This is a genomic window from Providencia burhodogranariea DSM 19968 (genome assembly GCF_000314855.2).
In the GTDB taxonomy this organism is placed as follows: Bacteria; Pseudomonadota; Gammaproteobacteria; order Enterobacterales; family Enterobacteriaceae; genus Providencia; species Providencia burhodogranariea.
In genome coordinates this window covers 36,600-49,483 of record NZ_KB233226.1, presented here as the reverse complement: position 1 = coordinate 49,483, position 12,884 = coordinate 36,600, and the positions used below count along the sequence as shown (strand labels likewise).

9 protein-coding genes are annotated in these 12,884 nt (G+C 40.2%); 1 reads left to right on the top strand and 8 read right to left on the bottom strand.

What is annotated here, in order from left to right:
* Positions 1 to 127: 127 nt before the first annotated feature.
* The 4 genes from OOA_RS17790 to OOA_RS17775 form a co-directional block, all read right to left on the bottom strand.
* Positions 128 to 580, bottom strand: coding sequence for a DUF1097 domain-containing protein (locus tag OOA_RS17790; RefSeq protein WP_008913557.1), 453 nt, complete (start codon positions 578 to 580; stop codon positions 128 to 130).
* 439 nt (positions 581 to 1,019) lie between these two features.
* Positions 1,020 to 5,498, bottom strand: coding sequence for a hypothetical protein (locus OOA_RS19830; RefSeq protein ID WP_008913556.1), 4,479 nt, complete (start codon positions 5,496 to 5,498; stop codon positions 1,020 to 1,022).
* A 202-nt stretch (positions 5,499 to 5,700) separates the two neighbouring features.
* Positions 5,701 to 7,227, bottom strand: a complete 1,527-nt coding sequence (gene glpK / locus OOA_RS17780; RefSeq protein WP_008913555.1) for a glycerol kinase GlpK — start codon at positions 7,225 to 7,227, stop codon at positions 5,701 to 5,703.
* Positions 7,228 to 7,251: 24 nt separating this feature from the next.
* A complete protein-coding gene (locus OOA_RS17775; protein WP_008913554.1) occupies positions 7,252 to 8,112 on the bottom strand; it encodes an MIP/aquaporin family protein in 861 nt (286 codons plus the stop codon).
* Positions 8,113 to 8,415: 303 nt separating this feature from the next.
* On the opposite strand from OOA_RS17775, the gene zapB reads away from it, so the two are divergent.
* Entirely contained in the window at positions 8,416 to 8,655 is a 240-nt protein-coding gene (gene zapB, locus OOA_RS17770; RefSeq protein WP_008913553.1) for a cell division protein ZapB, read from the top strand.
* A gap of 336 nt (positions 8,656 to 8,991) precedes the next feature.
* Here the strand turns inward: zapB and rraA are convergent, their stop codons facing one another.
* The 4 genes from rraA to hslV form a co-directional block, all read right to left on the bottom strand.
* Positions 8,992 to 9,510 carry a ribonuclease E activity regulator RraA gene (gene rraA, locus OOA_RS17765; protein ID WP_008913552.1) on the bottom strand — a complete coding sequence of 173 codons (519 nt, stop codon included), beginning with the start codon at positions 9,508 to 9,510 and terminating at the stop codon, positions 8,992 to 8,994.
* A 109-nt stretch (positions 9,511 to 9,619) separates the two neighbouring features.
* Positions 9,620 to 10,540, bottom strand: coding sequence for a 1,4-dihydroxy-2-naphthoate polyprenyltransferase (locus OOA_RS17760; protein WP_008913551.1), 921 nt, complete (start codon positions 10,538 to 10,540; stop codon positions 9,620 to 9,622).
* 418 nt (positions 10,541 to 10,958) lie between these two features.
* On the bottom strand, positions 10,959 to 12,293 hold the full coding sequence (gene hslU, locus OOA_RS17755) for an HslU--HslV peptidase ATPase subunit (protein WP_008913550.1): 1,335 nt from the start codon (positions 12,291 to 12,293) through the stop codon (positions 10,959 to 10,961).
* 11 nt (positions 12,294 to 12,304) lie between these two features.
* Positions 12,305 to 12,835: an ATP-dependent protease subunit HslV gene (hslV, locus tag OOA_RS17750; protein ID WP_008913549.1), complete on the bottom strand. Its 531-nt coding sequence runs from the start codon at positions 12,833 to 12,835 to the stop codon at positions 12,305 to 12,307.
* Positions 12,836 to 12,884 lie beyond the last annotated feature (49 nt).

Sequence of the window (12,884 nt, the reverse complement as noted above, 5' to 3'; positions counted from 1 at the left end):
CCTAAATTTACTGCTGATATTGATGAGTATCAGCAGTATGCTAGATTATATTCCGGATATTGAAGCCAAATTCAGCTATTCTCCCATATTCGTGTGAAAAAATAGCTAATTGAATTTACTCATTAAATTACCATTTTTCAGATAGCCATAACCCACTTCTTTTCATCGAAAAGCCGAACGCTATCCCAATAATTAATGATAAAATTGTTGTTTGCCAATCCCCCACGGCACCAAAAATAGAGCATGCGCCGATGAAAGTGCCAGGAATATATGACAGCCATATATTTTTTGCTTGGATACACATCAGGAATGCGATGATGCCTGTGATGACGTATTCAAATATTGAGGATGAGTCATTTAAGTAGGCGCTACTATGGATAATTATTAGCCCAAAAACCACTCCACTGATCACAGTGAGAAAGGTGATTAATAAACCTTTTATTCCATCTTTAGGATAGGCGAAATACGAGGTGCACCCCAAAAAACCAATCCAACCAATTAAGCCAAATGAATTCGCTACCCATGCCCATATCGATGAAAGAATAGCGGTTGTTAACGCGATAGAAAAAAGTATTTTCACATTCTGCACTTACAATTATTGTTGCGAATTAGAACCACTGTGTTTAGCGAGCATATTTATTCATATAAATTGCCCATTAAACACGATTAGCGTTGCCCAGCACGTTTCTATGCAAAAAATCCTAATTTAAAAAGATTAGAATAGTGTGAAGGTGCTTGAGTCAGTTTTTAACATCATTTAATTTTAAACTATAAATGTTTTTAAATCATTATGCTGTCAATAGTGAGATTGAGCATGCGTGATAACATAATGCGGATGTTTTATCAGATGAGCCGTAAAATTCTATTTTTAAGTGATTTATCCCAAACATTGAATTTTTGGCTAATAACGATTAGCTGTATAAATAATAAATAAACAGAATCAGTTAGACAGCTTAATGAAAGGCATGTGGTTCACATTGCTATTAAGCACAGGCGACATAATGTCGCCTGTGCTGCTTTTATACCAGAAGTGGTGCGGCGAAGGTGTTTAATGCGGTTTGTGAACCTGTAGAAATCTGTTGAATATAACCGCTTTCAGGCATTTTTATGCTTGCTATCAATTCAGGTTGTTGCTCAATAGTATTGAAAATAACTGGATTATTATAATTAAGGAATTTAGTGTTTTCCGTAACCCTTGCAGAGCCTTGCTGCATAAGCGTTACAGAAATTGGTGGTTGTTCATCTTGTAAATGCGTATCGATATATATTTTTAGTCCGGCAATGTTTAATGAAGGAGTACTATCAATTGTACCAACAACCGACAATTGATTGCCCTGTTGTGTAATTTGCCACTGTTCCAAAGGTATTTGTTCCTGTACTTGTCCTTGTTTATCTTTCACTAATAACGTCGCCCAATAGCTATATTTATCTGTTGGTAATTTTAATGCTGAGATATCGACAGTTTGATTGATATAGGTATCAGATAGTAGTGGATAGTCAGATTTTACCGAGTAATCAGCCAGTGTTGTCGTGTGTTTATCTTTTTGTAATGTCAGATAATTTATCGGCAAGAAAGGTTGTAATGTATTAACATTTTTTGCCTTCCCCCAAGGTTCATTAAGTGCGAAATACTGTTGATGGAGTTGGCCATTTTCAACCCATTTAGCACAAAGAGCACTATCTTCCTTGAGTAAATCTTTATCAATAACGCCAGTTAAAAAATCGACGAGAAGAGGATCGGTTGCTGACCAAAATAATTTGCCGCCATGCCAGTAGTTATCAAGCGTGATTGGCGCAAGATGCGTATTTTTATCCCATTGGCTAAATAACCGATTTGCAAGGGCGTCTGGGTTTTTATAAGTATAAATGGGCTTGTCATGCGATTTAGTGCTATCGCCTGATATAATTTCAAGTCTAACTAGCTCACCTTTGTCGGGGATGTTTAAGCTAATAATATTAATGTTATCAATAGCATGCTGCCAAGGTGTTAAACCATTTTCAGTGGCGTAAACTGCATTTAATAGGTACGATTGTGACATGTCACGACGAAATTTACTTTGTGAATTAAGCGATAAAGTAGGGAGTTTACCTATAGTTCGTTTTACTTGAAGATGGCTATATGCGTGAGTTTGCCCGCCGGGTAGAGTGATAATATTCCCCCCAACCCAATATACAGGAACGTCGTTTTGCACTTTACTGGAACGAGGTTGATTGGCTAGAAAGCGTTGAATTTTATAGTTGTAATAGGCTGAATGGGGAATAAAAGCATCAAATTTTGCTTTATTCTTTTCGCCTGCGGAAGGGTACATTGCGGGCTTAATTTCTTCTATCTGACCCCTTGGTGAATACCGATAAGTAATATAGGACTGGCGAGATTGGTCATAAGCAACATGGGGACCATTACTGTCTTTTGAATAGGGGTAACCCTGATCAGTTGTGTGTTTTAAACCTAGCCCATGCCCCAAAATTTCATGCCACATAACATCAGGTCGTGCGAGACCACCACCATAATTAGGAGAACCTAATCCTAATAATGGGCGATAAACAGATGGTTTAATCGACATATAGTGTAATTCATTATTACTTGCATTGGCCTTTCGGTATATTTCACCTTGTTGGTATGCCCAACCAATTTGTTTTGTTCCTGTGTTTAATAATGGATCTAGCTTGTCATATTGTGGCATGGTTAATGAAGAATGACTTAACGTAGGTGTTGTGTAGCCTAATAACGGCGGTTCACTTTCTATTGACGGGCTGTTATACAATGTAAATTTTGTTACTGGTAGTTTAGCGGCAGCTTCTTTACCCCAACTGAATGGTGAATAGGCATAAATACCATGCCCTTTCTGATATAGGCTGGTATTTGAGACGTGTGTAACCAGATGATTTTCAGGATTGACGGCTGGTGAAAAAAAACCATTATTATCAGTATAAGGTTGGATGATAGGGCGATTATCTGCCATTAAGCGAATACGAATATCGGGTTTTATCCAGTTTCCTTTTAGTGGTGCGGTATAACTTTGTTTGTTCGCGATTCTGCCAGAAACATCAGGTTCCGCTGGAAGAGGTGCTAGCTGCTGGGGAAGTTGCTGCGGTCCAGTTAATTGCATTCGACCGATCTCATGACCTTGGTTATCACTGACAATAGCGACAATATCAGGTGCATTTGCTCCCGTTTGGCTAGTGATATCCACTTTTATTAATGCCCATCGATTGGCAACTAAGCGTAAATAAGGTGAGTCAAGGTGCTGCTGATGGGTTTGAGTTAAGGATATATCATGCACCTGCATATCCGATGGAGCGCGATAGTGGCAGGCTACTGGTGGATGGTAGATTGGGTCCTGCATGCTAAAGGTGCGTTTTCCCGGATATGAAACGATGGGAGCATTATCTGTTTGTACTTGAACCGATATCGGTGCAGATTCGTTACCATCTTCCATAACGGCGACAAAATCGAATTGGTCAAAGCCTGTAAAAGGAGTATGACTATTAGGGCGGTATCGCCATTCACCGGTATCGTGATTAAGTCCCACAAAACCTGATTTTGGTTTTTCAAGTAACCGATAAGCTTTAATATCTGAATGTTGAGGTAATTGCCCAATTACCGCCCCCACCGTTAGCGTATTAGGTAGTTCCTGTGGATTTTCTGCAATCACGAAAGGTAATATTTGATCTTGGTAACCAAAATTGATTTTTTCATGTGTTCTATTCAATGAATCAGTGAAGACTAATTGTTGTTTCAAAGTATCCCAAGCAACACTCAATGAATTATCACCGCTTTGGTGGCGAAGGTGGTGCTGTAAATAGCGAGCAAACTCATCTGGTGAAGAAAATTGCGTTTTTGGTGATTTAAATACGGAACGATTTAGCGCTATATTGCGGCCATAAAGGTCTTTTAAAGAAATGGATATATGCGTAAAACAGTTTAATTGCTCAGGTTCAAAACTGATGCGATGAGTTGTTATATTTTGTTTTTGCTGGGTATCAACCGGATTCAGACCTTCGACATATGTGATTTTATGACTTTTTTTGAGTTGAAATTGTGTAAATGTTAATCCATCACCTTTAATTTTCATCTGTCGATTTTCATAATTAATAGAAATACGATGAGATAGCGGTTTTAGCTGTTCATTTATTTTTTGCTCCACTTCTTTCGTCAATGTATCCCATGAGACTTGACCTGACAGCGGAATATCATCCAACTTTAATAGCTGTTTTCGGTTGTTGTCTTTGATGGTAATTGAAAAATATTCGGCTTCTTTGGCTAAGTTATCAGTTAAACGAAATTGGTTAATTGCAGTCGATGGCAGCTTCACAACCTGTTGTATATTTTGAGATAAATCGATAGGTTTAATAACATCGGCTAGTGGCATACCTTTATAAGATGCAAGTTTTGTTGATGCTGAAGTTATTGGGATATCATTTTGCAATGGTGAGTTATATTGAAGGGCATTTTTGGGGATCGTTGATAAGGTACGCGTATTCGGTAACACCCATAAAAGCTTTAATTCTGGTGGTAACCCATCCGTGGTAGTGGTAATTCGCAAAGAACTTTTTTGACCTGCTTCCAAATTTTTGAATGTGATACTTGTAGGACGCTCTCCTTTTTTTATTTTTAGTTTTTGTGTCTCGACTTCAAGCTGAATATCATTGTGTATTTTAGAAAAATCAACTGAAAAAGCGAATCTACCCTTTGTAGGTGCCTTGACGATGGTATCGTAAATCCACACGGTATCGACTTGTCGTGCCGGTAAGGTTGTTTGTGAAGCTTGTAGATGCGTTAACGTCATGACATAAGCAGATTGAATATCGGCTGGCTTATGATTTGTAGGGTAAGCATACACAGCGATACCCGGTTTTGTTTGTTTTACATTAGCGATGGGAATGGGTGTAGATTGAGTATCTTTATGATTTTTAGGTGTAATGGCCTTAATCAGCTTTTTTATTGCAGGTGAAGGGGAGGTATTATCCTCTTGTAAAATTAAAGCGCTTCCTCCTGTCAATGACATCCAATGACGAACTAATCTAACCTGTTCGTTATTTGCTTGGGAGGAAAGCACCACAGTATCATAATGTCGATGCCACTGGCCGCTAGGGAGTAATGCATCAGCAAGTTGTTGTGAAGCGCGAGTTTCATCCTCATCCCATTGATGTGGGGAATCAAAACTATCAATAAATAGGTTTTGGTTAGGATGTAATTTATTGCCTGACAATACATCAGTACTAACGGTGCTTAATAGGAAATTATTCGTATGGTTATTTGCTGTCCGTGGTTTGCCTGTTAACCAATTCATCATCAAAAAAGCCGCATGGCTGCTTGCAGATTGATTCGGATTTCCATTTAGTGCATTGAATAATAATGAGTTTTTTTTGATGACCGCGACTCGTCCCCGCGAATGATAATAATTAAACTTCAAATGCCCTTTATTAACCTCATCATTGAGTATGTTTTGTACTTCATTATTAAGGTTTTTTGATATAGTGCTTTTGCTATCCATAGCTATTCTCCATTTTATTAAAATAACGTTAATATATCTTAACTATTTAGCGTATTTTCCAATGGTGTGAATACAAAGTCTAATTTATTATTTGTACGGAAACATGATAACCATTAGATAAGTAATTATTTTTTTTAATTAAAATAAAAAGGCAACACCAAAGTGTTGCCTTTATGATTAATTTAAATGATGAGTTTGAGTATTAAGCGCGGTCTTCCCATTCTTGAGCTCGAGCCACCGCTTTCTTCCAACCTTCATATTTATAATTACGTTCAGTGGTTTCAATACCCGGTTTGAAAACACGTTCAATTGTGGCTTTTTTCTGTAGTTCATCAAGGCTTTGCCAGAACCCTACGGCAAGACCTGCAAGATAAGCAGCTCCTAAAGCAGTGCTTTCACGGACTTCAGGACGTTCAACAGAAGTACCTAAAATGTCTGCTTGGAACTGCATCAAGAAGTTATTAGCAACGGCACCACCATCAACACGCAGTGCAGCAAGGCGTGTTTCTGCATCAGCTTGCATTGCATCTAATACATCGCGTGTTTGATAAGCAATAGACTCCAGTGTTGCACGGATAATGTGGTTACGATTAGCACCTCGTGTTAGACCGAAAATCGCACCACGTGCATACGGGTCCCAATAAGGCGCACCTAAGCCCGTGAAGGCTGGAACCACATACACACCATTACTGTCTTTCACTTTGGTTGCAAAGTATTCAGAGTCAGTAGCTTCATCGATTAATTTAAGCTCATCACGTAGCCATTGAATTGAAGCTCCACCCACGAATACTGCACCTTCGAGAGCATAATTGACTTCACCTCTTGGACCACAAGCGATGGTGGTTAACAAGCCATGATTTGAACGGACGGCAGTGTCACCTGTATTCATTAACAAGAAGCAACCTGTACCATAAGTATTTTTTGCCATGCCTGATTTAACACATAGCTGGCCATAGAGTGCAGCTTGCTGGTCTCCCGCGATACCACAGATTGGAATACGAGTACCACCTTTACCACCTATGTTAGTTTGACCATAAACTTCAGAGGATGGACGGACTTCAGGTAACATGGCGCGTGGGATCTTCAGTGCTTTAAGAATTTTATCATCCCATTCTAAGTTACGGATATTAAACAGCATTGTCCGTGAGGCATTAGTGTAATCGGTAACGTGAACACGACCTTGTGTCATTTTCCACACTAACCATGTATCAACTGTTCCGAATAGTAACTCGCCTTTTTCAGCGCGCTCACGCGCACCTTCCACATGATCTAAAATCCATTTAACTTTGGTGCCTGAGAAGTATGGGTCAACGACTAAGCCCGTATTCTGGCGAATATACTCTTCCATATCCCGATCATTTTGTTTTAGGTGGGTACAGAAATCCGCAGTACGGCGGCATTGCCAAACAATTGCGTTATAGATTGGTTTGCCTGTCGCTTTTTCCCAAACAATTGTTGTTTCACGTTGGTTTGTGATCCCAATACCTGCGACTTCATCTGTACGGATATCTGCTTTTGCTAATACTTCAACCAATGTGGAGCTTTGTGATGCCCAAATTTCCATTGGGTCATGTTCTACCCAGCCTGGCTTCGGGTAGATTTGTGTGAATTCACGTTGAGAAATGCTGACGATATTCGCATCATGATCGAGTACAACGGCCCGTGAACTGGTTGTTCCCTGATCAAGAGCGACAATATATTTTTTCTCGATATTTGTTTCTGTTGTCATAATTTTAACCTGCCCCGGTAATGATTAAGCGTTTTTACGAGATGTTTTGGATGATTTTTCGTCTTTTTTAGCTTCACTTTTTGCAGCATGAATGAAACTAGGTAAGTGACGAGAAATCAGAGTGCGGTATGCAAATGCACCTATTAAAGCACCAACGATTGGCGCAGTGAGTGGAACTAAGAAATAAGGAATTTCGCGCCCACCTGTCAAGGCAATATCACCCCAACCCGCTAAATATGCGACGACCTTCGGCCCAAAGTCACGCGCTGGGTTTAATGCGAAGCCTGTGAGTGGACCAAATGATCCACCAATAACGGCAATCAGGATACCAATTAATAATGGTGCTAGTGGGCCACGCGGAATACCATTACCATCATCTGTTAGCGCTAAAATTAGGCACAAAAGGATTGCAGCAATGACGACTTCAATGAAGAAGGCATGAAATTCGGTGAGTTGTGGTGCCGGATATGTTGAGAATACCCCCGCAGTAAATAGGCTTTCTTGTGTACCGCGAACGATATGATGAACTTGGTCGTAGTCAATGAATACAGGAGAGTACATAGCATAAACAAGAGCAGCAGCAAAAAAGCCGCCGAGCATTTGTGCAATAATATAAGGTGCAACTTTATGTCGTGGAAAGCTAGCGAATAACCATAATGCAATTGTAACGGCTGGATTTAGGTGGGCACCAGAAGTTCCCGCAGTAAGGTATACTGCAAGTGCAACACCAAAGCCCCAAATAATACTGATTTCCCAGAGGCCCAATTGTGCCCCTGCAATACGGACTGCTGCAACGCAGCCTAAACCGAAGAAAACGATAAGTGCCGTTCCTAAAAATTCAGAAATGCACTGACCGGTGAGTGTAGTCGAGGTCGTTTGGCTCATATCTTTCTATCCTACGAAAATTAAAATTATTGTAATATTTTTCAAGTTAAGATTTTCAAAGTGAAAACCTATAGTGTAAATTTATCGTTAATGAGCGAAAACGAGAAATATCGAAATTGAAAAATGTGTGTTATATCACCAAAGCGAAAAAAAACGACCAAAAATAGTGATACAGTCGACCTTTGTTGTGTGATCTGACCAGTGTTTTAAACAAAGGTATTAAGCGAATTGAAACTAAGTCGCTGGACACAAAGGATCATGCTACTTACAATCGATGAAAAGCTTACAAGGGAGACCAGAAGAATGTCATTTGAAGTATTTGAGAAACTAGAAACCAAAGTTCAACAAGCAATTGATACCATCACTTTACTACAGATGGAAATCGAAGAACTGAAAGATAAAAACAGTTCGCTTGTTCAAGAAATTGATAACGCGAAATCTGGTACAGAATCGCTAGTTCGTGAAAATGAACAACTGAAACAAGAATTGCAATCATGGCAAGAGCGTTTGCGTGGGTTGTTAGGTCGGATGGAAGAGGTCTAAAATTATATCCGTCATACTTCGTGCCGCAGCGTTGTTGACTGCGTTCATTCGCACTAGTCACATACTTGTGTATGCTCCTAGCGACTCATTTACTTGTCGCCTAGCTGCAATACGAATTATTTAGGATATAAAGCAGCTTGAATTTTTTAAGATAAAAACTTTTCATTCAAGATGATGATGACTTTTACGTGGTAGAAACAAGCTGGATTTTTTATTTTTCTATTCTCCATCTTGCTAGAACAGCAAAACGAAAGCAGTAAGATAAGGGCAGATACTTTCTGCCCTTATTTATTTGGAATTTTTTGTCATCATCTTGATAACGATGCTCGAAAAATCTTAGACATCTTCTGGCTCGTCAAACTCATTATTATCCTGAGTCGTCAGCGGCTCTTCTGATAAAATAATGCCCGTGTTATCCGCATAGATATAGTCACCAGAAAAGAAGGTAACTCCGCCAAAGTTGACACGAATATCGCTTTCGCCAACCCCTTCATCAGGACAACCAGCAGGCATAGCAGCAATAGCTTGAATACCAAGGTCTAGCTCTATCAGTACATCCACTTGGCGAACCGCACCGTAAACAACAATGCCTTCCCAATGGTTATCAAATGCAAGTCTAGCGAGTTCAGCGTCAATAAGCGCTTTGCGTACAGAGCCACCGCCATCAACTAATAGAATACGGCCTTGGCCATCTTCTTCGAGCAAATCATACAGTAGGCCATTATCTTCAAAGCATTTGACCGTAATGATCTGACCGCCAAATGAAGTACGCCCACCAAAGTTGGAGAAAAGTGGTTCTACCACATTAACGCTTTCTTGATAGATATCGCAGAGTTCGGATGTATCATATTTCATAGGATTAGGTCTTTATTTGCTGCCAGAGAGAGAGAGTATAGCCCTTTTGGGCGGTGATTGGCAAAATTCACCGCCCAAAAAGAAGGGGGTTAAGTCAAAAAATAAGCAATTATTTGCTTAATACTACACCGATGGAAAAGAGAACGTTAGTAAATAGTGCCGCTTTGACCATATTTTCTAGCATCGGACGCATGCCCTCAGGTGTTGGATCGCTAAGAACACGTCGAATATGATTCATTAGCATTGGGACTGCGAGTAAAAACAACCAGCCAGTCCAGCCATGAAGATACAGTAAATTAAAGAAGGCTAGGCAAAGGATAGCAACAATAATAATAATTGTATGGTAGATCCTCGCACCTTGTGGGCCTAAACGTACCGCGAATGTATTTTTGCCGGCTTTTACATCATTCACGATGTCACGCATATTATTAATATTGAGCACGGCAACAGAAAGTAATCCACACGCAGTAGCCGGCAAGAACGTAAACATATTTAATGTGTTAGCTTGCAGGTAATAGGTACCCATAACGCTGAGCCAACCAAAGAAAATCAGAACTGAAATATCGCCTAACCCAAGATAGCCATATGGCTTTTTACCCACGGTATAGGTGATTGCGGCAACAATTGCCACTAGACCTAGCATTAAGAAACCAATGGCATCTTCAGGTTTCTCACAAGCAACAACAATGAGCAATACACCGGAAATGCAAGCAGCGATGATATTAATTTTTAAGGCTTTTTTCATATCTTCCTGAGTAATAACCCCTTTTTGCATACCACGCAAAGGGCCAATACGTTCGGCAGTGTCAGAGCCTTTTACGGCATCACCATAGTCGTTGGCTAAATTAGACAGTATTTGAAGTAAACCTGCGGTGATAAGTGCTAATAGGGCGACAGGCCATTTAAAATTGCCAGTTAAATACGCTAGTGCAGAGCCAGTAATAATCGCAATAACCCCTAAAGGTAAGGTTTTAGGGCGTAAACTTTCTAGCCAGGCCTGCTTACGGCTAATTGAGGTAGATGAGCTCATTCAATAATTTCACAGGTTTGTTATGTTCAGTATCATTAATGACCTTCAGATTCGAGGCTACTCATAGTTTGCTAATGAGTTTGCGTTTTGAATCAAGCGCCAGCTCATCAATCGTATAGTAGTGGTTTCGAAACGATAGGCTAAATATTTTTGTATTCTATATAAAGTACAGCGATACCCGTTATTCATCAAGTTGCAGTGTAGTTGCTTCGGTTTACTAAAAAGAGCCACGTAGTTATGTATTTAACGAGTGACTCATATCTTTATTACCGAGCTGCATCTTGAATTATTTAAAGTAGAAGGCGTGATCTTCAAATGTTCAAAATCAAGCCCTTTCAATAATAACGGATATATAATAAGTCGCTGCACTTTATAACAGATTCATTAAGGATACATGAAAACCTGATAATTAATAAGCTTATAAAATAAATCTGCTTAGGTCTTCGTCGGCAACCAGTTCATCTAAATGCTGCTTAACATATTCCGCATCGATTTGAATCGTTTGTCCGCTGCATTCGCTCGCATCATAGGAGATATCCTCCATCAAGCGCTCTAAAACGGTGTGTAAACGACGTGCGCCGATGTTTTCGGTTGACTCGTTAACCTGCCATGCAGCTTCTGCAATACGGCGAATACCATCTGTCGTGAAGTCAATTGTTACACCTTCAGTTGCCATCAACGCTTTGTACTGTTCTGTTAACGAAGCATTTGGCTCGGTAAGGATGCGTACGAAGTCTTCAGTGGTCAGTGCTTGCAGCTCAACACGAATAGGCAGACGCCCCTGTAATTCAGGGATTAAATCTGATGGGCTGGAAACTTGGAATGCACCAGAAGCAATAAACAGAATATGATCTGTTTTGACCATGCCATGCTTAGTTGAAACAGTACAACCTTCAATCAGTGGTAATAGGTCACGCTGTACACCTTCGCGAGAAACATCAGGGCCAGAGCTTTGACCACCGCGCTTACAGATTTTATCGAATTCATCGATAAATACGATACCGTGCTGTTCAACAGACTCAATAGCTTGTTCTTTCAACTCTTCTGGATTAACCAGTTTAGCGGCTTCTTCTTCCACTAATAGTTTAAAAGCTTCTTTAATTTTCATCTTGCGAGCTTTTTGTTTTTGCCCAGCAAGATTTTGGAACATAGATTGCAGCTGATTAGTCATCTCTTCCATACCTGGAGGAGCCATGATCTCAACACCCATTGGGGATGCCGCAACTTCAATTTCAATTTCTTTATCGTCTAACTGGCCTTCACGCAATTTTTTACGGAATGATTGGCGAGCAGGTGATTGTTCATCAACAGGCTCTGATTGACCCCAGTTATTTTTAGCGGGTGGGATCAACACATCAAGAATACGTTCTTCAGCAAGTTCTTCTGCACGATAACGATTCTTTTCGATGGATTGCTGGCGGACCATTTTGATTGCGGAGTCAGCTAAATCACGAATAATCGAGTCGACTTCTTTACCGACATAACCGACTTCAGTAAATTTTGTTGCTTCAACTTTGATGAAAGGTGCGTTAGCTAATTTTGCTAGACGACGAGCAATTTCAGTTTTACCCACACCAGTTGGGCCAATCATCAGAATATTTTTTGGTGTAACTTCATGGCGTAATGTTTCATTCAACTGCATACGGCGCCAGCGGTTACGCAAGGCAATCGCAACAGAGCGTTTAGCATTATTTTGACCAATAATATGGTTGTCGAGTTCGCTAACAATTTCGCGTGGAGTCATTTCGGACATACTTACAATCCTTATGATTTTGAAGAAATTTCTTCAAAGTTGACATTATGGTTGGTATAGATACAGATATCACCTGCAATCTCGAGTGCTTTTTCAGCGATTTCACGTGCACTTAATTCGGTGTTTTCAAGTAAAGCACGTGCGGCAGATTGCGCATATGGACCACCTGAACCTATAGCAATTAAATCATTCTCTGGTTGAACGACGTCGCCATTCCCAGTGATGATAAGAGATGTGTGTTCATCAGCAACAGCTAGCAAAGCTTCGAGCTTACGCAGCATACGATCAGTACGCCAATCTTTTGCTAGCTCGACAGCGGCCTTAGTCAAATGGCCTTGATGTAGTTCAAGCTTGCGCTCAAACAGTTCAAAAAGTGTAAATGCGTCTGCGGTGCCACCGGCAAATCCGGCAATGACTTTATCGTTATATAAGCGACGAACTTTGCGGACATTGCCTTTCATGACGGTATTACCCATCGTCGCCTGTCCATCACCACCAATTACGACCTGGCCATTACGGCGAACACTTACGATTGTTGTCATGAGTTAGCCCCTGGTTTTATTACAAAAAATGCGGCGTTTTATTTTTCAA

Excerpts from the sequence above, each read along its gene's own strand:
- OOA_RS19830 (WP_008913556.1), bottom strand. The coding sequence starts at position 5,498 with ATGGATAGCAAAAGCACTATATCAAAAAACCTTAATAATGAAGTACAA.
- glpK (WP_008913555.1), bottom strand. The coding sequence starts at position 7,227 with ATGACAACAGAAACAAATATCGAGAAAAAATATATTGTCGCTCTTGAT.
- OOA_RS17775 (WP_008913554.1), bottom strand. The coding sequence starts at position 8,112 with ATGAGCCAAACGACCTCGACTACACTCACCGGTCAGTGCATTTCTGAA.
- zapB (WP_008913553.1), top strand. The coding sequence starts at position 8,416 with ATGTCATTTGAAGTATTTGAGAAACTAGAAACCAAAGTTCAACAAGCA.
- rraA (WP_008913552.1), bottom strand. The coding sequence starts at position 9,510 with ATGAAATATGATACATCCGAACTCTGCGATATCTATCAAGAAAGCGTT.
- OOA_RS17760 (WP_008913551.1), bottom strand. The coding sequence starts at position 10,540 with ATGAGCTCATCTACCTCAATTAGCCGTAAGCAGGCCTGGCTAGAAAGT.
- hslU (WP_008913550.1), bottom strand. The coding sequence starts at position 12,293 with ATGTCCGAAATGACTCCACGCGAAATTGTTAGCGAACTCGACAACCAT.
- hslV (WP_008913549.1), bottom strand. The coding sequence starts at position 12,835 with ATGACAACAATCGTAAGTGTTCGCCGTAATGGCCAGGTCGTAATTGGT.